Source organism: Streptomyces collinus Tu 365, assembly GCF_000444875.1.
GTDB lineage: Bacteria > Actinomycetota > Actinomycetes > Streptomycetales > Streptomycetaceae > Streptomyces > Streptomyces collinus_A.
The window spans coordinates 1,349,231-1,368,796 of sequence record NC_021985.1 but is presented as its reverse complement, the minus strand read 5'-3'; the positions used below and the strand labels follow the sequence as shown (position 1 = coordinate 1,368,796).

The 19,566-nt window shown below is 73.4% G+C and carries 19 protein-coding genes; 9 read left to right on the top strand and 10 right to left on the bottom strand.

The window, feature by feature from the left end; translation table 11 throughout:
- Positions 1-139: 139 nt before the first annotated feature.
- Positions 140-1,819 carry an acyl-CoA dehydrogenase family protein gene (locus B446_RS05590; protein WP_020938442.1) on the bottom strand — a complete coding sequence of 560 codons (1,680 nt, stop codon included), beginning with the start codon at positions 1,817-1,819 and terminating at the stop codon, positions 140-142.
- Positions 1,820-1,916: 97 nt separating this feature from the next.
- Between B446_RS05590 and B446_RS05585 the strand changes: the two genes are divergently transcribed.
- Positions 1,917-2,675 (top strand): PaaX family transcriptional regulator C-terminal domain-containing protein, encoded by a 759-nt coding sequence (locus B446_RS05585; RefSeq protein ID WP_020938441.1) that lies wholly within the window; start codon positions 1,917-1,919, stop codon positions 2,673-2,675.
- Positions 2,676-2,927: 252 nt separating this feature from the next.
- Here the strand turns inward: B446_RS05585 and B446_RS05580 are convergent, their stop codons facing one another.
- The 5 genes from B446_RS05580 to B446_RS05560 form a co-directional block, all read right to left on the bottom strand.
- A complete protein-coding gene (locus B446_RS05580; RefSeq protein ID WP_020938440.1) occupies positions 2,928-4,268 on the bottom strand; it encodes an FAD-dependent oxidoreductase in 1,341 nt (446 codons plus the stop codon).
- A 247-nt stretch (positions 4,269-4,515) separates the two neighbouring features.
- Positions 4,516-5,181, bottom strand: coding sequence for a TetR/AcrR family transcriptional regulator (locus B446_RS05575; RefSeq protein WP_020938439.1), 666 nt, complete (start codon positions 5,179-5,181; stop codon positions 4,516-4,518).
- 390 nt (positions 5,182-5,571) lie between these two features.
- Complete coding sequence (locus B446_RS05570; protein WP_020938438.1) at positions 5,572-6,261, bottom strand: HAD family hydrolase; 690 nt, start codon at positions 6,259-6,261, stop codon at positions 5,572-5,574.
- A gap of 131 nt (positions 6,262-6,392) precedes the next feature.
- Positions 6,393-7,337 (bottom strand): M56 family metallopeptidase, encoded by a 945-nt coding sequence (locus tag B446_RS05565; protein ID WP_043477703.1) that lies wholly within the window; start codon positions 7,335-7,337, stop codon positions 6,393-6,395.
- A gap of 164 nt (positions 7,338-7,501) precedes the next feature.
- Complete coding sequence (locus tag B446_RS05560; protein WP_043477701.1) at positions 7,502-8,116, bottom strand: DUF5134 domain-containing protein; 615 nt, start codon at positions 8,114-8,116, stop codon at positions 7,502-7,504.
- 176 nt (positions 8,117-8,292) lie between these two features.
- Here B446_RS05560 and B446_RS05555 point away from each other — a divergent pair, with 176 nt between their 5' ends.
- Both B446_RS05555 and B446_RS05550 read left to right on the top strand, forming a co-directional pair.
- Positions 8,293-9,957 (top strand): FUSC family protein, encoded by a 1,665-nt coding sequence (locus tag B446_RS05555; protein ID WP_020938435.1) that lies wholly within the window; start codon positions 8,293-8,295, stop codon positions 9,955-9,957.
- Positions 9,954-10,556, top strand: a complete 603-nt coding sequence (locus tag B446_RS05550; RefSeq protein ID WP_020938434.1) for a MarR family winged helix-turn-helix transcriptional regulator — start codon at positions 9,954-9,956, stop codon at positions 10,554-10,556. The genes B446_RS05555 and B446_RS05550 overlap by 4 nt, the downstream gene beginning before the upstream one ends.
- A gap of 254 nt (positions 10,557-10,810) precedes the next feature.
- Here B446_RS05550 and B446_RS05545 read toward each other — a convergent pair whose 3' ends face one another.
- Both B446_RS05545 and B446_RS05540 read right to left on the bottom strand, forming a co-directional pair.
- A complete protein-coding gene (locus B446_RS05545) occupies positions 10,811-11,575 on the bottom strand; it encodes a VOC family protein (RefSeq protein WP_020938433.1) in 765 nt (254 codons plus the stop codon).
- A gap of 133 nt (positions 11,576-11,708) precedes the next feature.
- Positions 11,709-12,101, bottom strand: coding sequence for a VOC family protein (locus tag B446_RS05540; RefSeq protein WP_020938432.1), 393 nt, complete (start codon positions 12,099-12,101; stop codon positions 11,709-11,711).
- Positions 12,102-12,172: 71 nt separating this feature from the next.
- On the opposite strand from B446_RS05540, the gene B446_RS05535 reads away from it, so the two are divergent.
- The gene (locus B446_RS05535; RefSeq protein ID WP_020938431.1) at positions 12,173-12,709 is read left to right on the top strand and encodes a GNAT family N-acetyltransferase; all 537 of its coding nucleotides are present in this window, start codon (positions 12,173-12,175) and stop codon (positions 12,707-12,709) included.
- A gap of 57 nt (positions 12,710-12,766) precedes the next feature.
- On the opposite strand, the gene B446_RS05530 is transcribed toward B446_RS05535, so the two are convergent.
- Positions 12,767-13,450: a glycerophosphodiester phosphodiesterase gene (locus B446_RS05530; protein WP_020938430.1), complete on the bottom strand. Its 684-nt coding sequence runs from the start codon at positions 13,448-13,450 to the stop codon at positions 12,767-12,769.
- 403 nt (positions 13,451-13,853) lie between these two features.
- On the opposite strand from B446_RS05530, the gene B446_RS05525 reads away from it, so the two are divergent.
- The 4 genes from B446_RS05525 (at position 13,854) to B446_RS05510 (ending at position 17,784) form a co-directional block, all read left to right on the top strand.
- Positions 13,854-15,251 (top strand): DUF6421 family protein, encoded by a 1,398-nt coding sequence (locus B446_RS05525; RefSeq protein ID WP_043474810.1) that lies wholly within the window; start codon positions 13,854-13,856, stop codon positions 15,249-15,251.
- 38 nt (positions 15,252-15,289) lie between these two features.
- The gene (locus B446_RS05520; protein WP_043474807.1) at positions 15,290-16,045 is read left to right on the top strand and encodes an SDR family NAD(P)-dependent oxidoreductase; all 756 of its coding nucleotides are present in this window, start codon (positions 15,290-15,292) and stop codon (positions 16,043-16,045) included.
- Positions 16,042-17,112: a threonine aldolase family protein gene (locus tag B446_RS05515; protein WP_020938428.1), complete on the top strand. Its 1,071-nt coding sequence runs from the start codon at positions 16,042-16,044 to the stop codon at positions 17,110-17,112. Before B446_RS05520 ends, B446_RS05515 begins: the two co-directional genes overlap by 4 nt.
- A gap of 78 nt (positions 17,113-17,190) precedes the next feature.
- Positions 17,191-17,784, top strand: coding sequence for a transglutaminase domain-containing protein (locus tag B446_RS05510; protein ID WP_020938427.1), 594 nt, complete (start codon positions 17,191-17,193; stop codon positions 17,782-17,784).
- 442 nt (positions 17,785-18,226) lie between these two features.
- On the opposite strand, the gene B446_RS05505 is transcribed toward B446_RS05510, so the two are convergent.
- Positions 18,227-18,955 (bottom strand): lysophospholipid acyltransferase family protein, encoded by a 729-nt coding sequence (locus B446_RS05505; RefSeq protein WP_020938426.1) that lies wholly within the window; start codon positions 18,953-18,955, stop codon positions 18,227-18,229.
- Positions 18,956-19,178: 223 nt separating this feature from the next.
- On the opposite strand from B446_RS05505, the gene B446_RS05500 reads away from it, so the two are divergent.
- Positions 19,179-19,550, top strand: a complete 372-nt coding sequence (locus B446_RS05500; protein ID WP_193384430.1) for a TlpA family protein disulfide reductase — start codon at positions 19,179-19,181, stop codon at positions 19,548-19,550.
- Positions 19,551-19,566: the final 16 nt, after the last annotated feature.

The window sequence follows — 19,566 nt, the reverse complement described above, 5'->3', positions numbered from 1 at the left end:
CTCCCCAGACGAGTGTCACCTGATCGCGAGTGTGCACCACGGCACTGACAGCGAAACGGAACCGCGCGCTGACTGTGTGCGATCCGTCGGCTGTCACCGGCCACCGGGCGCGCCCGGGCCCGGCGACCGGACGGAGGGGTCAGTTTCGGCCGGGGAGGGCCCGCTCCAGGATGGCGTCGAGGTCGGTTCCGGAGGACAGTGTGCCGAACGCGTGCCCCCAGTCGCCCGCGAGCCGGCTCGCGCAGAAGGCGTCCGCGACCGGGTGCGGGGCGTACCGGACCAGCAGCGAGGCCTGGAGGGCGAGGGCCATCCGCTCGACCAGCCGGCGGGCGCCGGTCTGGTCGGTTCCGGCCAACTGGTCCCTCAGCCCGGCCACGGCCGTGTCCAGGCGGGCGTCCGCCCCGCGCGCGAGGGCGAGTTCGGCGAACAGGGCCTCGGCGGTGTCCGGTTCCCGGCCCAGGGCGCGCAGTACGTCCAGGGCGTTGACGTTGCCCGAGCCCTCCCAGATGGACAGCAGGGGCGCCTCCCGGTAGTGGCGGGGCATGCCGGAGTCCTCCACGTACCCGTTGCCACCCAGGCATTCCAGGGCCTCGGCGGTGAACGCCGGGCCCCGCTTGGTGATCCAGTACTTGCCCACGGCGGTGGCGATGCGCCGGAATGCCCGCTCACCGGCGTCGCCGCGCACGGCCCGGTCCGCCGCCCCGGCCAGCCGCAGCGTGAGCGTCGTCGCGGCCTCCGACTCCAGCGCCAGATCGGCCAGTACGTTGCGCATCAGCGGCTGGTCGAAGAGGCGCGCGCCGAACGCGCTGCGGTGGCGCGCGTGGTGTCCCGCCTCGACGAGCGTCTTGCGCATCAGGGTCGCCGAGGACATCACGCAGTCGAGGCGGGTGCAGTTGACCATCTCGATGATGGTCTTCACGCCCCGCCCCTCGGGCCCGACCAGCCAGGCCACCGTGCGGTCGAACTCGGGCTCGGAGGAGGCGTTGGAGCGGTTGCCGAGCTTGTCCTTCAGTCGCTGGACGCGGAAGGTGTTGCGGCTGCCGTCGGGCAGGATCCGGGGCACGAGGAAGCACGACAGCCCGCCCGGGGCCTGCGCGAGCACCAGGAAGACGTCGCACATCGGCGCCGACGTGAACCACTTGTGCCCGCGCAGCGTGTACACACCGGGCTCGCCGGTCGGCGTCGCCGTGGTGGTGTTCGTCCGGACGTCGGAGCCGCCCTGCTTCTCGGTCATGCCCATGCCGGCGAGGAGGCCCGGCTTCTCGGTGGGCACCCGCAGCCCGGGTTCGTACACGCGGCTGGTCAGCAGCGGTTCGTAGATCTTGGCGAGATCCGGCTGGGCACGCAGCGCGGGGACGGCGGCGTACGTCATGGACGTCGGGCAGCCGTGCCCGGCCTCGGTGTGCCCCCAGACGAGCCCGCCCGCCGTGCGCGCCACGTGGGCGCCGGTCCTGTCGTCCGCCCAGGGGGCGCCGGCCAGCCCCTCGGCGACCGCGGTCCGCATCAGGTGGTGCCAGCTCGGGTGGAACTCGACCTCGTCGATCCGGTGGCCGTACCGGTCGTGGGTGCGCAGCTCCGGCTCGTGCCGGTTGGCCAGCTCGCCCCACTCCTGGGCCTCCTCGCTGCCGGCCCGCAGCCCGAGCCGCCGGATGCCGTCCTCGGCCCATCCGGCGCCCTCCCGGCGCAGCCCCTCCAGCAGGGCGCGGTCGTCGGAGGCGTCGTACGGGGCCAGGGGCGGGGCCTGGTTGGTGACGTCGTGGGTGGAGTCGTGCGTGGCGTCCTGCGGCTGGGACGCCGACTGCGCGGGTGTCGAGACCATGAGGTCATGTTGCACTCGTTCTGCGGCTGTAGCAATGATGCAACACGTGGAACGTGCGAGGCCGGCCGGTTCCGGAGCGCACGTACAGTGGGTGCCCATGCGCATGAACGTGCCGGTGGAGCCGGACCGGGCGGGGCTGCGGCCGCTGTCCGCGCGGTCCGTCGTGCTCAGCCTCCTGCTGGGGGTGCATCCGCCCGAGCTGCCGGTGCGGGACCTGGTCCGGCTGGTGGAACCGTTCGGCGTCGGCGGCTCGGCCCTGAGGGCCGCGCTGAGCCGGATGACGGCCGCGGGGGACCTGCGCCGCACGGACGCCGTCTACGGGCTCAGCGACCGGCTGCTGGCCCGGCAGCTCCGCCAGGACGAGGCGCTGCGGCCCCGCACGCGCGCGTGGGACGGCGACTGGGACATGGTGGTGATCACGGCGACCGGCCGCGGCCCCGCCGAACGCGCCGAGCTGCGCGCCCGGTTGACGGCCCTGCGCCTGGCCGAACTGCGCGAGGGCGTCTGGCTGCGTCCGGCGAACCTGGTCAGGCCGCTACCGGCCGGCCTCGCGCGCGTGGCTCTGTCCTACACCGCACGTCCCGGCGGGTCCGCGCACGAGCAGGTCGCCCGGCTGTGGCCGCTGGACACGTGGGCGGTCACCGCGCGGGCCCTGCTCGCCGAGGCGGAGGTCGCCGACCGGCCGGCCGCCCGCCTCGCCGCCTTCGCCGCGGTCGTACGTCACCTGCTCACCGATCCGGTGCTGCCGCCCGGGCTGCTGCCCGCGGACTGGCCGGGGGAGGAACTGCGCACGGCCTACGCCGGCTACCAGCGGGAGCTGGCGGCCTCCCTGGGGGCCCGGGGGCGGGAGGCGTGAGCGGCCGCGGACACCGGTGGGCCGCCGCCCGCGAGGGACGGCCCACTGCCGCCTACTCGTGGGTGATGGCGGCCGGGGGACGATCACGTTCTTCGGCACGGTGCCGGGGCCGGTTCCAGGATCGGTCCTGGCTCTCGTTCTGCCCGTCGGTGCCGAGGTCGCCGGTGCCGTACAGGCGCTTCGTCCCGTAGTCCTTGCCGCCGGACAGCGCGACGCCTCGCGCGGCACGTCTCCGGTCCGCGCGGGAGTCGGTCAGGCGGTACGCGCCGCCCCCATGAGCGCGTCCCAGTCGGCCAGTTTGACCACGACACGGCCCAGCCGGGCACCCAGTTCGGCCTCGGCACGCTCGATCGCCTGCCAGCCCGCCCATGGCACCGGTTCGAGGCCCGCCGCCCGCAGCGCGGGGAGCGCGTCCCCCGGCACCTCGGTTCGCGCGAGCGCGGGCGCGTCCGCGAGCAGGGAGGTCGCCGTCTCCTTGGCGCACGGCCGGTTGGTGCCGATGACACCCGTCGGACCGCGCTTGATCCATCCGGCCACGTACTCGCCCGGCGAGGTGACGCCGTCGCGCAGCACCCGGCCCTCACGGTGCGGCACGGTCCCGTTCACCGGGTCGAACGGCAACCCCTCCAGAGGCACTCCGCGATAGCCCACCGAGCGCAGCACCAACTGCGCCGGCACGTCCTCGTACCGTCCGGTGCCCGTCACGCCGCCGTGCCCGTCCGGCGCCGTCCGCTCGAAGCGCACGCCTCCCACCCGGCCGCCGTCCGCCAGCACTTCCACGGGCCGCAGGAAGAACCGCAGCCGGATCCGGCGCCCCGGACTCGCCGGTCCGGCGGCCGCCCACCCGCGCATGGCCTCCACGTTCCGGCGCTGCACGGCGGGCAGCGCGGCGGCGTCGGCACAAGCCGGGTCCAGCGCCAGCTCGGCCGGTTCCACGACCACCTCGGTGCCGGGCAGGCCGCCCAGCTCGCGCAGCTCCTTGGTGGTGAAACGCGCCTGCGAAGGACCACGCCGGCCGACCATGTGGACCTCGGCGACCCCGCTCGCCGCCAGCGCGTCCAGCGCCGCCTGCGGCATGTCCGTCGGGCGCAGCTCCCCGGCTCCGCGCACCAGCATCCGGGTGACGTCCACCGCCACGTTGCCGACGCCGATCACGACCGCCGACCGGACACCGCGCACGAAGCCGGCGTCGGCGGCGTCCGGGTGCGCGCTGTACCAGGACACGAACTCGGTGGCCGACCAGCTGCCCGGCAGCTCCTCGCCGGGGATGCCGAGACGCCGGTCCGCGGCGGCACCCACGCAGTACACCACCGCGTGGTAAAGGCTCCGCAGGCGCGCCACGGACAGCCCGCCGGGCCCGGCCACCCTGACCCCGCCGAGGAAGCGCACGCGCTCGTGCTCCAGCACCGTGCGCAGGCTCCCCTGGAGGGACTTGATCTTCTCGTGGTCCGGGGCCACGCCGTAGCGCACCAGACCGTAGGGGCACGGCAGCCGGTCGAGCACGTCCACCCGCACCTCGGGGTCGAGCTGTACCAGGGTCTGGGCGATGTAACACCCGCTCGGCCCGGATCCGACGACGGCGACACGCAGCACGGCGGTACTCCTTGCCCGAAGGAGGAGGGTGTGCGGACGGCTCCAGCATGGCACCGCGGGGACGCGGGCGGCAGGGGCCGGCGGGGTGAAGCGGGCACGCCTCCGGGCGTCGGGGCCGGCCGGGGGACCGGGCGACGAGCCGGCCGCAGTGGTGCTCCGCGCTTGCTCAGGGGCCCTTGCGCGTTCCGGGGCCGGAGGGCTGCCCGCCCCCCGGCCGCGGCCGAGCGGGACTGCTTGCCCGGCTCCGCTACTCGCCCCGCTCCTCGGTGGCGAAGAAGCGGGAGAGGTCGTGCTCACGGCAGCCCTCGGCGTCCGCGTCGCTGCCCGGCGGGGCGCCCAGCTCCCATTCGAGGCCGTAGCGCTTGAAGAGTTCGGCGCGCAGCACCGGGACGGGCATCGGCACTCCCGGCACCAGCGCGGAGAACACCGCTCCCATGAGCAGGGCACGCAGCAGGGGGTAGTCGGCCGTCACGTCCGCGGAGCCGTACCGGGCGACCGTGTCGCTCAGCAGTTCCGAGAGCCGCCGCTGCTCCGGGCACTGCACGAAGCCCTCGGCCTGGAGCAGCCCCGCCATGTGCTGCCGCATCAGGACCGGCCGGTCGCGGGCGAGGCCCAGGATCGAGTCGACGGCCCGGGCCAGCCGCTCCCGGCCGTCGTCGGTGCGCGGTTCCCGCTCCAGCGCCTCCTCCAGCGTGCGGTGCATCAGCCGGTGCACGGCGGACTGGACCAACTGGCGCTTGCCGGGGAAGTAGTACGACACCAGGCCGCGCGCGGAACCCGCGCGGTCGGCGATGTCGGTCAGCGTGGTGGCCTCGAAGCCGTGCTCGTCGACGAGCTCCACCGCGGCCTGCAGCAGCCGCTCCCGGGAACGTCGGCGCAACTCTTCATTGACCGAGGCGCTGCGCGGGGACATCCTGTAACTCCTGCGTTGACTGGCTGCCAGCCAACTATACTCAACGCGGTGGCACCGCCCTGCGCGGGGCCCGCTCAGAGCTGCCGTCCGTCTGGGGCGACGCGGGGGATCGTCTCGGACGGACGGCTTGGCAAGCGGTTGCGCCGCAGCTGTCGCACACCTGTCCCCGCCTCCTTGGAGTGGGGCACGGACGCCCGGCCGAGGAGGCGTGCGACATGGAACAGGACCAGCGGCTCCTGCACAGGTTCACGGAGATCGTCGAGGACGGGCGCAGGCTCCGGGCGGCGGTCTCCGCCGGGCAGATCGACAGCGACACCGAACAGCAGCAGCTCGGGCAGGTGGAACGTCGCTCGGCCGTGGCCTCCGCACGTCCGGGAGCCACCGCGGTGGTCAGGCCACCATGCCCAGCACCGGCAGCAGCGCGTCCGGCCGCTGTGCCACCGGGAGATGGTCCACGAAGTGCACGCGGCAGCCGAGCGCGGCGGCGCCGCCGTCGGCGGACCTGCTGTCGCCGACCATCACCACGTCCCGCGGATCCGCGCCCAGTTCGGCGCAGGCCGTCGAGAACAGCCGTGGGTCCGGCTTCTGCACGCCGTGCTCGTACGACAGTGTGTAGACGTCGACACAGGCGTCGAGACCGTGCTCGCGGAAGACCGGGCGCAGGTCCCAGCCGATGTTGCTGACCACCCCCACGCGGGTTCCGCGCTCGCGCAGTGTGCGCAGCACGTGGGCGGTGTCCGGGTACGGGGCCCAGGCCGCGGGGGTCATGTGCCGCTCGTACAGCGCGTCGTGCAGGGCCGCGTCGGGCAACGGCACGCGCCGCGACAGGGCGGTGTAGGCGGCCCGGTGCAGTGCCGCGCTCTCGTCCCGCACCGCCCACGCCTCGACGAGGTGCTCCGGCAGCTCCACCGGCTCCGCCCCGCCGGCCAGCGCCCCGGCCACCTCCAACGCTTTTGCCTTCTCGGCCAGTTCGGCCTCGGGCAGGGCGAGTCCGGCCGCCGCCAGCACGGCGCGCAACCAGGACTCGGTGGACTCGATGCGGAACAGCGTTCCGGAGAAGTCGAAGAGCACGGCAGCCATGCGGGGACTCTAGTGCGGGAGATCCGCTCATGGCCACGCGTCGTGGAAGCCGGGCGAGGCGAGCCGCACGACGTGAGCCGTGCGAGGCAAGCCGGGCGACGCGAGCCGGACGCGGTCCGCCGGCCAGGGCGTCAGTGGAGCCAGCCCATGGCGCGCAGGCCCGGTACGAGGGCCACCAGGAGCGGGAGCACCGGCACCAGCGCGGCCACGGCGGTCAGGCGCAGGCGGTGCAGGGGCGGGAGGCGGTCCGCAGGGGTGAGCAACCGGTGCACGCGCCGCGGGACGTGTGCCTCGGGGGCGGGGCAGGGGCCGAACACGCCCCGGTCCTCGTTGAGTTCGACGAGCGCCAGTGCCGTGGTCAGCCTGCCGAAGCGCCGGGAGGCCGTGTCGTCGGCGGCCAACTCGACCAGCCGGTGCATCTCGTCGCGGAACGCGGCGAACACCGGCACCTGGGGGAAACCGCCGGCCAGCGCGGCCGAGCAGTGCAGCAGCCAGTCGTGGCGCGCGCGGTCGTGTCCCTGCTCGTGGGCGAGCAGCGCGTCCAACTGACGTCCTTTGAGGCGGCGCAGGGCCGCCGTGGTGATGACGAGCCGGGGCGCCGTACCGGGCAGCCACCAGGCGTCGGAACGCTCGCCCTCCAGCACCGTCAGGCGTCGGCCGGCCGACGCCTCGCCCGGCAGCAGCGGGGCCCGGACCAGGAGTTCGGTGCGCCGCCGTCGCCGTCGCGCCCTGGCCCGTACGACCTCGCGGACCAGCATCGCCAGGCTCCACAGACCGCCGCAGGCGAGGGCCACCGCGGTCGTCGCCGCCCAGGGGCCCGCCGCGCCGAGGGCGTAGGCCTCGGCCACCGGGCGCGGAGCCGTCCCGAAGACGTGCCCGCGCACCGCCTGCCAGGCCGCCGCCGCGCTGAGTGTCATCGACAGCGCGCAGCACAGCAGTACGGCCGCCACCACGCACTGCCACACCCACAGGGCGACCACGGGTTCCCGGTCCGGCCAGTCGGCCCGGGCGAGCAGCCTCGGGCCGACGACGGCGGTCAGGGTGCCGAGCAGCAGCAGTGCCACGGGGACCATCATGGTCAGCACCCTATGAGCGACGGCCCGCCCACGGGTACGGTCACCGGCGCCGAAGTGACGCAGGCAACGCCACTGCCGACCGCCGGCCACCGTCCCGTCGGCAGTCGGCAGTCGGCAGTCGGCAGCCTGCAGCCGCTCCGCCACCTCCCGGCGGACCGGGCGGCTCACATCGCCAGCAGCATGGCCACCATGCCGATCCCCATCGACAGCCGGCACGCCCGAGCCAGTTCCGGACGGTCACCCCAGCGCACCGCCGTCGCATCTCCGCCACCTGTCGCCGTGCCCGTGCCACCCGCCGCCGCACCCGTCCCGCTCGCCGCCGCTCCCGTCCCGCCCGCCGCCACAGGTACCAGGCGGGCGCCGGAGAGCAGCACGTAGCCGGTGAAGTAGAGCAGGAGAGCGCCGGTCACGAGCGGCACGCCCGTGCCCGCGTGGGCGTGGTGATGGGCGGTGGGGGAGAGCGCCATGGTCAGGGACATGTAGACCATGGCCCCCGTCCCCACCAGGTGGTGCAGATGGTGCGGGCTGGCGCGCGCGGCCCATACGGCGCGCAGCGCGGCCGCGCCGAACACGGCGGCGTACAGCGGCCACGCCCACCCCGGTGGGCTGAACACCGTGGCGGGCACGGCCATCGCGGCCATCCCGAAGCCCATGAGCGCCTCGCCGCCCGCGGCGCGGCGCTGTTCCTCCACACCGCTGCGCATGCGCAGCAGGCAGTAGGCCCCGGTCGCCGCGCACAGCGCGACCAGCAGCCAAGCCGGCCAGGCCGGACCGTGCACGCGTGCCACCCCCTTCCGACGGACGGACGAGGATGCGATGCCCAGGGCGAGCGGGGCATACGCAAGCGCAAGGGAGTACACGGGGAGCATTCGAGGGAGCACAGGCGGTGAGCGGGACGTCCAGGTGAGATCCCACGAGATGTTTTACGAATAAAACATATGTTAAATTGATGAGCATGAGCAGTGCGACCCGTCTCCGACTCCCCCTCTCCGGTGTGCTCCGCCTCGGCCGGCCCTCCGACATCTGGTTCAAGCCCGCCTGCAGCGTGGTGGCCGCGGTCGCTCCCCCCAACCTCGCCCTGCTGGCGCTCGGCCGGCTCGACCTCGCCATGTACACGATGGCGGGCTCGCTGTGCGCGCTCTACGGCCACAACCGGCCTTACGCCGCACGGGCCCGGGCGCTCGCCTGGGTGGTGCTCGGCATGGTCGCCGGCCTCGCCGTCTCCCTCGTCGCGGCCTCGCTCACCGGCGACGCCGTCGTGCTGGTCACCGTCGGCGCCCTGATGGCGGCCGCGCAGAAGGCGGCCGTCGACGCCACCCGCATCGGTCCGCCCGGCAACGTCGTCCTCACCTTCATCAGCTCCGCCGCGCTGTTCGCCCCGCAGACCCTCGGCCAGGTACCCGGCCACCTCGGACTCGTCCTCGCGGCGGGCGCCTGGGCCTGGCTCGTCGGCATGGCGCCCGGACTGCTCCGCCCGCACGGCCCCGAGCGCCGCGCCACCGCTCAGGCGCTGAACGCGGCCGCCGCCTACGCCGCCACCCGCGGCACCGCCGACGGCCACGCACAGGCCCGGGCCGCGACCGCCGCCGCCATCCACGCCGCCTGGCAGTCCCTGCTGGCCGCCGGCGCCCGCCCCGACGTCACCCGGCGCGCCCTCGAACGGCTCCTGGTGCGCGCCGAGGTCGCCCTGGCCGCCCCCGCCGACACCGACCCCGACCGGCTGCGCGGCTGGGCGCGCGACCTGCGCGGCACCGGTACCGTCCCGAGCGCCGGCTCCCCGCGCGAGTCGGCCGACGAACTGCTCGGCGTGGACACCGAACTGGCCACCCCGCGCCGCCCGCTCCGGCAGCTGCTCGCGCCGCTCGCACCCCTCGCCGCGCGCACCGCGCTCGGCTGCGCCCTCGCCGGCTACGCCTCCCTGCTCCTCGGTGTCGGGCGCCCCTACTGGGCCCTGGTCACCGCGGCCTCCCTGTACCAGGCCAACGTCACCCTCACCTGGCGGCGGGGCGTCCAGCGCGTCGTCGGCAACCTGCTGGGCGTCCTGGTCTTCGCCGCGATCGCGCCCCTCACCCACCTCCACCCGGCGGCCCTGGTGCTGAGCTGCCTCGCCTTCAACTTCGGCGCCGAGGCGCTGATCGGCCGCAACTACTGGCTCGGCACCGTGTGCGTCACGCCCATGGCCCTGCTCATCACCGAGTTCGCCCGCAGCCAGGACCCCGGGCAGCTCATCACCGAGCGGGTCGTCGACACGGTCGTCGGCGCGCTGGTCGGCTTCGTCGCGGCCGTGGCCGTCACCAACCGGCGGGCGGGCGACCGGATCGAGCACGCGCTGACCGCGGTGGAGAGCACCCGTGAGAGCGCCGCCCGCCTCCTCGCCGAGCCGCACCCGGAACCCCGCGCCCTGGAGACCTCCCGCCGCTCCCTCGCGGCCGCCCTGGTGGACCTGCGCGCCACGGCGGACGCCGCGTCCGGCGAGTGGTGGCAGCGAGCGCTGCCCGAGGAGCGGGTCGTGCTCGCCGAACAGTCCGGACACCGTACGCTCGCGGCGACGGTACGACGCCAGGGGCTCGCGCCCCGGGATCAGGACGCGGGCAGGACGACGGAGGACGCACGGCCATGACGGCGACGAACGCACGACCGACGGCCAGGGACACCGGGACCGGCGGAGCCGCGCGCGACGAGCGGGCCGGGTCCGGGCCCGGGAGCGACGCGGCGCAGCACGACACAGTCGCGTCCGTGGTCCGGCAGTGGCGGGCCGTGCACCCCGAGCTGGACACCGGGCCCATGGAGGTCATCGGCCGGATCAACCGCTGCGCCGCCCTCCTCCAGCAGGCCGAGGACGCCCCACTGCGCCGGGCCGGACTCAGCCGTGCGGAGTTCGACCTGCTCGGCGCGCTGCGCCGGACCGGGCACGAGCTGACGCCGGGGGAGCTGGCCAGGGAGACGTTCTCCTCCGGCGCCGCCGTCACCAAGCGGATCAAGCAGCTCACCGAGCGCGGACTGGTCGAGCGGCGTGGCGACACCCGCGACCGCCGGGTGGCGCACCTCCGCCTCACCGACACCGGCCGCGAACTCGTGGACGGCATCCTGCCCGAGCAGCTCGCCTACGAGACCGCCGTGCTGTCCGTCCTCGCCCCCGAGGGCCAGGGGGACCTGGCCGCCCTGCTGGCCGACCTGCTCAGCCGCCTGGAGGGCCGGATGGGCGCACTGCGCGCGTGACGCGCCGGACGCGGGGGACAGGGCCGCGCCGACGGGGGAGCGGGCCCGCTCACGAGGCCCGGCCCGGCCTTCCCCCGTCCCGCCACGCACGGGCCGACCTACCCCGTCCCGCCACGCACGGTCCCACTTACCCCGTCCAGCCACGCACGGTCCGACTTCCACGGTCACATCCCGCTCGCCCCCAGGTGAGCCCGCCGGCCCCGGCACGCCGCCCCGGCCACACCCCCCCGCCCCCGCCCCTCGGCCGGCCCCGCTCAGCCCTCCTCGCCGGCCCGGTACACGCCGAACGACGCTCCCCGCGGGTCTGCCAGCACGGCGATGCGCGGGCCGTCCGGCACGGACGCGGGCGGCACCACGACGGAACCGCCCGCCCGAGCGGCGACCTCCGCCGCCGCGTCCACGTCGTCCGCCGCGAAGTACGGCAGCCAGTGCGGCGGCACCTGCGCCGGGAACCGGTCGCCCATGTCGGCCATGCCGCCGAAGTCGGACCCCTCGATGCCCCACTGCGTGTACCACCGCGAGGCGTTGACGCTCCAGCCGAAGACCGTGGTGTAGAAGTCGCGGGCCCGCTCGGTCGCGCGGGTGGCCAACTCCACCCAGCCGAGCGTGCCGGGCGCGTTGAACAGGCCGGCGCCCGGGAACGCCCGTGCCTGCCACATCTGGAACGCCGCGCCCGTCGGGTCGAAGGCGACCACGAACCGGCCGGCGTCGAAGACGTCCATCGGGCCGACGACGACCGTCCCGCCGGCCTCCGTCACGCGCCGTGCCGCGTCGTCGGCGTCCGGCACGGCGAACGACACGTTCCAGGCGACGGGCTGGGACTCCTGGTACAGCGGGCTGAGCGCGGCGACCGCCGCGTCCCCCAGGTGCGCCACCGTGTAGCCACCCGCCTCCGGCCGCCGGTCCGTCTCCGGCCGCCAGCCGAACAGGTCCGCGTAGAAGCGCTTCGCCCCCTCCAGATCGTCCGTCCCCAGCTCGGTCCAGCAGGGTCCGCCGGTCACCGGCTTGTCGAGCTTCATGAGGCATCCCTTCCGGCACGACCGGGGCGCCCGCGGCGCATCATCCGCCCCCGCGGCGGCGCCCCTCGGCCCCCTCCAGGCACGCTAGCCCCGCCCGCTGCCACCGGCCATCGGAGCCCGCCGCCCCGGGTGCCTAGATCCCGGGCCGGTACCGCAGGGGATGGTCCGACGGGATCTCGACCAGGACGATCCGGGTGCCGTCCGGGTCGGCGATCCACATCTCGATCAGGCCCCACGGCTCCCGGACCGGTGGCCTGACGATGTCGACGTCCCGGGCCAGCAGTTCCTCGTGGGCGGCGGCCATGTCCGGCACCTGGAGCCACAGGCCGACCGCGGGGGACGCCGGGGTGTCCGAGCGGCCGGAGACCTCCAGGAAGCCGCCGCCGAGGAAGTAGACGGTCCCGCGCTCGGGGCCCGTGCCGAACTCCCGGTACACGGGAAGGCCGAGCCGCTCTCCGTAGAAGGCGCGTGAGCGCTCGGGGTCGGTGGGACGCAGAAGTGTCCGGCTGCTGAGTACGTGCACCATGCATCCGGAGCCTAGTGGCACAGTTACCCTCGTCCCTGGCTCAGCCGCGCCCGAGATCGGAGAACCACCTCATGGACACCACCACCGGACCGACCTTCCGAGACGCCACCGACGCCGACGTGGACGCGCTGGTCGCGCTGGTCGAGTCGGCATACCGGGGCGAGGCGAGCCGGACCGGGTGGACCACCGAGGCGGACATCCTGGAGGGGCAGCGGACCGACCCGGAAGGCGTCCTGGAGGTCGTCAAGTCGCCGGGGAGCAGGCTGCTGACCGTCGAGCAGGACGGCCGGATCGTCGCCTGCTGCCAGATAGAACACCGGGGTGAGCACGCCTACTTCGGCATGTTCGCGGTCAGCCCCGACCTGCAGGGCGCCGGCCTCGGCAAGGTCGTCATGGCGGAGGCGGAACGGCAGGCTCGCGAGACCTGGGGCGTCACCGAGATGCACATGACGGTGATCTCGGTGCGCGAGGACCTGATCGCCTGGTACGAGCGCCGGGGCTACCGCCGTACGGGAAAGATGACGCCCTTCCCGTACGGCGACGAGCGGTTCGGCATCCCGCGGCGCGCCGACCTTCAGTTCGAGCTGCTGGTCAAGTCACTGGTGTGACGTGCGTGCGGGGGGTCGCGCCCCGGCGCGCGAGATCGCGCACCGGGGCGCGCGGGCTCAGGCCGTGAAACGGCCGGTGCGTTTGATCTCCGGGTAGTCGGTGGTCGCGCCGTCGAGCTGGAGCGCGCGCACCAGCCGCAGGTGGTCCTGGGTGTTGACCACCCAGCCGATGATCTTCAGATCGGCCGCGCGCGCGTGCTCGACGACCTCCAGGGTCAGCCGCCGGATGTTGAGGCAGACGGTGGCGGCGCCCACCGCCTTGGCGCGCTCCACCACGTCGGTGCCGTAGCGGCTCGCGATCAGCGCGGTGCGCACGCCCGGCACCAGCCGGGCGATCTCCGCGACCGCCTCGTCGTGGAACGAGGACACCTCCACCCGGGAGACCAGGTCCCGCCGGTGCATGACGTCGGCCAGCGCACGGGCCGCCGCCACGTCCTTGATCTCCGCCTGCAGCGGCGACTTGACCGCGTCCAGGACCTCCTCGAAGAGGGGCACCCGCTCGCCGCGGCCCGCGTCCAGGGCGCGCAGTTCCGCGAGGGTCTTCTCGGCGATCGGGCCGGTGCCGTCGGTCGTCCGGTCCACGTCCGCGTCGTGCATGACGACCAGGGCGCCGTCCTTGCTCAGGTGGAGATCGAGTTCGATCAGGTCGAGGCCGGCCTGCTGTGCGGCGGCGAAGGAACGGAGGGTGTTCTCGGGCTCGACACCCATGACCCCGCGATGACCGATGGTAAGGAAGTTCAAGGTTCAACTCGCTTCCGTCGACGGCGGCTCGGCGCCGGCGGAAGCGACGGTACGTCGCCGTCCGCGCGGCAGGCTCGCAGCCTAATGGCCTGGTCCCGCGATGGACCCGCACCTGCGCGAGGCATCGGGGCGTGGCGCGCGCGAAACCTGGCCCGTACCCGCCCCTCCGTCACCCGGACGTGGGCGAGTTCCCCCGGAGTTGACCGGCCGGATACGGCCCCCCGCCGCCCACCCCGGCGACGCTCCTGGGCGTGACGAAAGTGACGGCTGTCACGGTTTGACACAGGAAAAACAGCGGTGACCATGTGGATCGACAGAAGAATTTCCCGAGCAGACACTTGCTGAGAGAAACCGGGTATGCATACGGTGTCCATACGCGAGGTTCTCCCGTGGAGGATGGGACATGACGGAAATTCTTGTGCAGGTGGGTTCGGAGGAACAGGTTCCTTCGCTGACCAGGGTGGTTGAGCACCCGGCCTGGCCTGTGCTCAAGGATGCCGTGGAGCAGATCCGGCCATGGCAGTCCAAGGACGGCTCGATTGACTTCGCGGCCGAGGGCGCCCCCGCGCGCGCCGAGGCCGAGGCCGCCGTGTCCCGTGTCGCCGAGGCGGTCGAGCAGCTCTCCCCGCTCCTGCCGCATGACGCCGTGTACCACGAGGCCCTGGTCAAGGACCTGCGCCGGTGGGCCGAGGGCGGCTTCGAGGTGCCGGACTTCCTCGACTCCCTGCTGGCCTTCCAGCCCGCGTCGGGCCGCGCCGACGGCCTGCAGCACCTGGTCGTGTTCCCGATGTACACGCAGAACGGCAATCTGGACCGCAACCTGGAGGCGGTCGTGCTGCGCATGGTCTGGCCTGAGTGGCTGGCCGAGCTGGAGCGCACCCGGTACGACAACCCGCTGTTCTGCGGCATCAAGTTCGAGGACTTCACGGCCGGGTACGACACCCACTCCGCGGTCCTCTTCCCGGAGACCATCGCCGTGCGCGAGGCGCCGGAACGATTCACCTGGGGCGGCATCTTCTGCGACCGCGAGGCCGCCCGCTTCCGCCGGGTCACCGACGCGGCCGTGGACATCCTGGGCCTCGAACTGCCCGAGGACATCGCCGCGATGATCCACGACCAGAAGCGCTGCGAAGAGGCCTTCGTGCTGTGGGACATGGTCCACGACCGCACGCACAGCCACGGCGACCTGCCGTTCGACCCGTTCATGATCAAGCAGCGCCAGCCGTTCTGGATGTACGGCCTGGAGGAGCTGCGCTGCGACCTCACGGCCTTCAAGGAGGCCGTGAAGCTGGACGCCGACGGTGTCCCGCAGGCCCGCGACGTGCAGTACGCGGTGCTCTTCGACCGCATGTTCCGCTTCCCGGTCAGCGGCGACCGCAACCGCAACTACGACGGCGTCGGCGGCCAGCTGCTCTTCGCCTACCTGCACAAGCACGACGTCGTCCGCTGGACCGACAACAAGCTCACCATCGACTGGGAGCGCGCCCCGCAGGTCACCAACCAGCTCTGCGCCGAGATCGAGAAGCTCTACCGCGACGGCATCGACCGTCCCAAGCTGGTGCACTGGTTCGCCGGCTACGAGCTGGTCTCCACCTACCTCGCCCCGCACCCGGGCTCGAAGTGGGCCAAGGGCCCCGACGCGCTGGACCTGACGCTGCCGCCGCGCAAGCTCGTGGACGACGTGCTTCCGGACGAGTTTCCGCTGAGCATGTTCTTTGAGGCACTGTCCAAGAAGCTCAAGAACGTGATCGCCTCCACCAAGGGCATCACGGCGGACAGCGCCGAGCCGGTCGCCGCGTGAGCGACCGCGTACAGAACACTGCTGCAGAGGGGAAGACCATGGGGAACGGGGCGAACGGGGCTCTCAGTGGTGCGGTGATCGCGGTGGCCGGCGCGGGCGGACCCGCCGGCCGCGCGGCACTGCTGCGCCTGGCCGAGGCCGGCGCGACCGTGGTCGGGGCGGACAACGACCCGCAGCGGCTCTCGGAGGCGGTGGACGCCGCCCGGTACGCCGCCGGCGGCGCCACCGTCACCGGTGACACGGTGGACCTGCTCGACCTGCAGTCCACCCGCGACTGGGCCACGCACATCGAGAAGGACTTCGGCCGCGTCGACGGCCTGGTGCACCTCGTCGGCGGCTGGCGCGGCAGCGAGACCTTCACGAAGACCAGCCTCGACGACTGGGACTTCCTGGAGATGCTGCTGGTGAAGACCGTGCAGCACACCTCGCTCGCCTTCCACGAGGCGCTCCAGCGCAGCGACCGGGGCCGCTACGTCCTCATCAGCGCGTCCGGTGCCTCCAGGCCCACCGCCGGGAACGCCGCGTACTCCGCGGCCAAGGCGGCCGCCGAGGCGTGGACGCTGGCCATGGCGGACTTCTTCCGCAAGGCGGGAGGCGCCGAGGAGCTGACCTCCGCGGCTACGATCCTGGTGGTGAAGGCGCTGGTGCACGACGCCATGCGCGCCGAACGCCCCAACGCGAAGTTCGCGGGCTTCACGGACGTCAAGGACCTGGCCGAGGCCATCGAGGGCGTCTGGAGCAAGCCCGCCGCGGAAGTGAACGGGAACCGTCTGTGGCTGACCGAGAAGCCGTGAACCCGGCCAGGACCGACGCGCGTCGTCACCACGACCCGCGGATCCGCGGTTTCGCCAGTGACAACTACGCCGGGGTCCACCCGGAGATCCTGGCCGCCATCGCCCTGGCGAACGGCGGCCATCAGGTGGCGTACGGCGAGGACGACTACACGGGCAACCTGCAGCAGATCATCCGCAGCCACTTCGGCTCCACCGCCGAGGCCTTCCCGGTCTTCAACGGCACGGGGGCGAACGTGGTCGCGCTCCAGGCGGTCACCGACCGCTGGGGCGCGGTGATCTGCGCGGAGAGCGCGCACATCAACGTGGACGAGGGCGGCGCGCCCGAGCGGATGGCCGGCCTGAAGCTGCTCACCGTGCCCACGCCCGACGGCAAGCTCACGCCCGAGCTGATCGACCGGCAGGCCTGGGGCTGGGACGACGAGCACCGGGCCATGCCCCAGGTCGTCTCGATCACCCAGAGCACGGAGCTGGGTACCCTCTACACGCCGGAGGAGATCCGCGCGATCTGCGAGCACGCCCACGCGCACGGCATGAAGGTGCACCTGGACGGCTCCCGCATAGCCAACGCGGCCGCGTCCCTGGACGTGCCCATGCGCACCTTCACCAACGCGGTCGGCGTCGACATCCTCTCGCTCGGCGGGACGAAGAACGGCGCCCTGTTCGGCGAGGCCGTCGTGGTCATCAACCAGGACGCCGTCCGGCGGATGAAGCACGTGCGCAAGATGTCGATGCAGCTCGCCTCGAAGATGCGTTTCGTGTCGGTGCAGTTGGAGGCCCTGCTCGCCAAGGACCTGTGGCTGCGCAACGCCCGGCACGCCAACGAGATGGCCCAGCGGCTGTCCGAGGGCGTGCGCGCGGTGCACGGGGTGGAGGTCCTCTACCCGGTGCAGGCCAACGGGGTCTTCGCGAAGCTTCCGCACGACGTGAGCGAGCGTCTGCAGAAGCGGTTCCGGTTCTACTTCTGGGACGAGGCCGCCGGCGTGGTGCGCTGGATGTGCTCCTACGACACCACGGAGGAGGACGTCGACACGTTCGTGGCCGCGCTCAAGGAGGAGATGGCCCGGTAGTCCCCGGATATGCATAGGTATGCGGTCACCTGAAAAATCATTGACTCTCGGGTGGCCGCGTTCCTATGCTCTGCGGACATGCAGCTGATCCAGAACACAGCCGACCTGTCCGCCTATCTGGCCGCCGACGACGTGATCGACCACCATCACCCCGTCGTGCGGGAGACGGCCGCCCGGCTGGCGGAGGGGGTCGCGGACTCGTATGCCTATGCGCGAGCCGCGTACGAGTTCGTGCGGGACACCATTCCGCACTCCGCCGACTCGGGCGACCCGCGCGTCACCTGGCGCGCCTCGGACGTCCTGGAGCGGCGCACCGGTATCTGTCACGCCAAGGCGCACGCCCTCGCCGCCCTGCTGCGGGCCGAGGACATCCCCACGGCGCTGTGCTACCAGCGGCTGACGCACGACGACGGCAGCGGTCACGTCCTGCACGGCCTGGTCGCCGTGCGCTTCCACGGGGCATGGCACCGGCAGGACCCACGCGGCAACAAACCGGGCGTGGACGCGCGGTTCTCGTTGGACGGCGAGCGGCTGGCCTGGATCCCGAACCCCGCGACGGACGAGACGGACCACCCGGTCCTCTACGAAACCGCGCACCCCGCGGTCCTCACCGCCCTGCGGGCGGCCCCGGACCGCCCGCATCTGTGGCGGACGCTCCCTGACACCCTCTGAGGTGCGGGTGCGGGTGCGGGTGCGGCCAGCCGTCCCGAGTCCTGGCGGCGCCCATCGGAGGCCTTCCCCGGCGCCGAACCGGCCGCTCAGGCCGACTGGGTCCGGCTCGGTGGTGGGGCCGGGCCCCGGCTCGCGCGTCGGGCGGCCGGCTGACCTGGCCGAGTCGGCCTGGGCGCGCTGCTGTCCCGCGACCCGGCCGCGGCGACGCCGACATGGGTGTCGTCATGCCGACCGGGCGCCGCCCTGCCTGGCTCCGGAGTGCGGGACGCGGGGAAGGCGGCCTCCGTGCGGGCTGGCGCCTCAGTGCGACGCTGCCGGCGGCCGGCTTGGCGTGCGTCGGCCGGGTTCCGGTCCGGGATCGGGCGTGCGGGGCCGGACTCGTACGGGCCCGGCTCCGGGCGTGCCGGGTGCGTCGGAGCCGGCCTGCGCGTGGGCCGTCGCCTCAGTGCGCCTCGGCCGCGCGCAGCTGCTCCACCGTGGGGGCCGTGCCGCCGAGGTGGGCCGGGAGCCACCAGGTCTCCTCCGCCCCCTTCGGGCGGGAGGGGTAGGCGCGCTGGGCGGCCTCCAGCATCTCCTGGACCCGCTCGCGCAGACGCCGGGTGATGGCCCCCGCGTACTGGTCGCGCGGGGCCTCGACCGGCTCGCCGACCCGGATCGTGATGGGGGTGTGGCTGCGCCGGAAGTTGCGGGGCCGGCCCTTGGTCCACAGCCGCTGGGTGCCCCAGACCGCCATCGGGACGAGCGGCACGCCCGCCTCCTGGGCGAGCCGGGCCGCGCCCGACTTGAAGCTCTTGAGGGTGAAGGACTGCGAGATCGTGGCCTCGGGGAACACACCGATGATCTCACCCGAGCGCAGCGAGTCCAGGGCGTGCGCGTAGGCGGCCTCGCCCTGCGTGCGGTCCACCGGGATGTGCTTCATGCCCCGCATCAGCGGACCGGAGACCTTGTGCCGGAAGACGGACTCCTTCGCCATGAAGCGCACCAGGCGCTTCTGCGGCAGGGCCGCCAGGCCGCTGAAGATGAAGTCCAGGTAGCTGATGTGATTGCTCACCAGCACCGCACCGCCCGAGCGCGGGATGTTCTCCGAGCCCTGGCAGTCGATCTTCAGGTCCCAGACCTTGAACATCGTCCTGGCGAGACCGATGACGGGACGGTAGACCAGCTCTGCCATGGGTGGGGGTGACCCTTCCTGCTCTGCTCGGGAAAGAGGGGGTCCCGGCGGCCAAGTTACGCAGCCGTAGGTAAACGGCGTCTCGCAGATCGTGCCCGAAGAACGGACAAGGAGCCAGTCCTCGTGCCTCGCGGCGGCGAGATTCTCGTCACGTCACAGGCGGCGTCGCCGTACGCCGGGCGTCCCCCTGCCGGACACCGGGGAAGGGAATCCCCGCACGCCGATGCATGCTTGTGATCAGGACGAGGGCGACGGAAGGAGCGCGCGGGTGCGCGGGCGGGACGACGGCAAACGGCTCGGGGCGGCCGAGCTGGGCGGTGAACCGGGGGAGCGGGCCACGCTCGTGCAGTTCTCCAGTGCCTTCTGCGCGCCCTGCAGAGCCACCCGGCGTGTCCTCGGCGAGGTCGCCGCGATGGTCCCGGGCGTGGTCCACGTCGAGATCGACGCCGAGGCCCGGCTGGACCTCGTGCGCGCGCTGGGCATCCTCAGGACGCCCACCGTGCTGGTCCTGGACGCGGACGGCACGGAGGTCCGGCGCGCCACCGGTCAGCCCCGCAGGGCCGACGTCATCGCGGCCCTGGGCGAGGCGTTGTGAGTACGCACGGAAGCAC

What these genes read in the sequence shown, in the direction of transcription:
- B446_RS05590 (WP_020938442.1), bottom strand. Translation starts at nt 1,819, where the DNA reads ATGGTCTCGACACCCGCGCAGTCGGCGTCCCAGCCGCAGGACGCCACG.
- B446_RS05575 (WP_020938439.1), bottom strand. Translation starts at nt 5,181, where the DNA reads ATGTCCCCGCGCAGCGCCTCGGTCAATGAAGAGTTGCGCCGACGTTCC.
- B446_RS05570 (WP_020938438.1), bottom strand. Translation starts at nt 6,261, where the DNA reads ATGGCTGCCGTGCTCTTCGACTTCTCCGGAACGCTGTTCCGCATCGAG.
- B446_RS05535 (WP_020938431.1), top strand. Translation starts at nt 12,173, where the DNA reads ATGGACACCACCACCGGACCGACCTTCCGAGACGCCACCGACGCCGAC.
- B446_RS05555 (WP_020938435.1), top strand. Translation starts at nt 8,293, where the DNA reads ATGAGCAGTGCGACCCGTCTCCGACTCCCCCTCTCCGGTGTGCTCCGC.
- B446_RS05565 (WP_043477703.1), bottom strand. Translation starts at nt 7,337, where the DNA reads ATGATGGTCCCCGTGGCACTGCTGCTGCTCGGCACCCTGACCGCCGTC.
- B446_RS05520 (WP_043474807.1), top strand. Translation starts at nt 15,290, where the DNA reads ATGGGGAACGGGGCGAACGGGGCTCTCAGTGGTGCGGTGATCGCGGTG.
- B446_RS05550 (WP_020938434.1), top strand. Translation starts at nt 9,954, where the DNA reads ATGACGGCGACGAACGCACGACCGACGGCCAGGGACACCGGGACCGGC.
- B446_RS05510 (WP_020938427.1), top strand. Translation starts at nt 17,191, where the DNA reads ATGCAGCTGATCCAGAACACAGCCGACCTGTCCGCCTATCTGGCCGCC.
- B446_RS05545 (WP_020938433.1), bottom strand. Translation starts at nt 11,575, where the DNA reads ATGAAGCTCGACAAGCCGGTGACCGGCGGACCCTGCTGGACCGAGCTG.
- B446_RS05525 (WP_043474810.1), top strand. Translation starts at nt 13,854, where the DNA reads ATGACGGAAATTCTTGTGCAGGTGGGTTCGGAGGAACAGGTTCCTTCG.
- B446_RS05505 (WP_020938426.1), bottom strand. Translation starts at nt 18,955, where the DNA reads ATGGCAGAGCTGGTCTACCGTCCCGTCATCGGTCTCGCCAGGACGATG.
- B446_RS05540 (WP_020938432.1), bottom strand. Translation starts at nt 12,101, where the DNA reads ATGGTGCACGTACTCAGCAGCCGGACACTTCTGCGTCCCACCGACCCC.
- B446_RS05500 (WP_193384430.1), top strand. Translation starts at nt 19,179, where the DNA reads ATGCATGCTTGTGATCAGGACGAGGGCGACGGAAGGAGCGCGCGGGTG.
- B446_RS05585 (WP_020938441.1), top strand. Translation starts at nt 1,917, where the DNA reads ATGCGCATGAACGTGCCGGTGGAGCCGGACCGGGCGGGGCTGCGGCCG.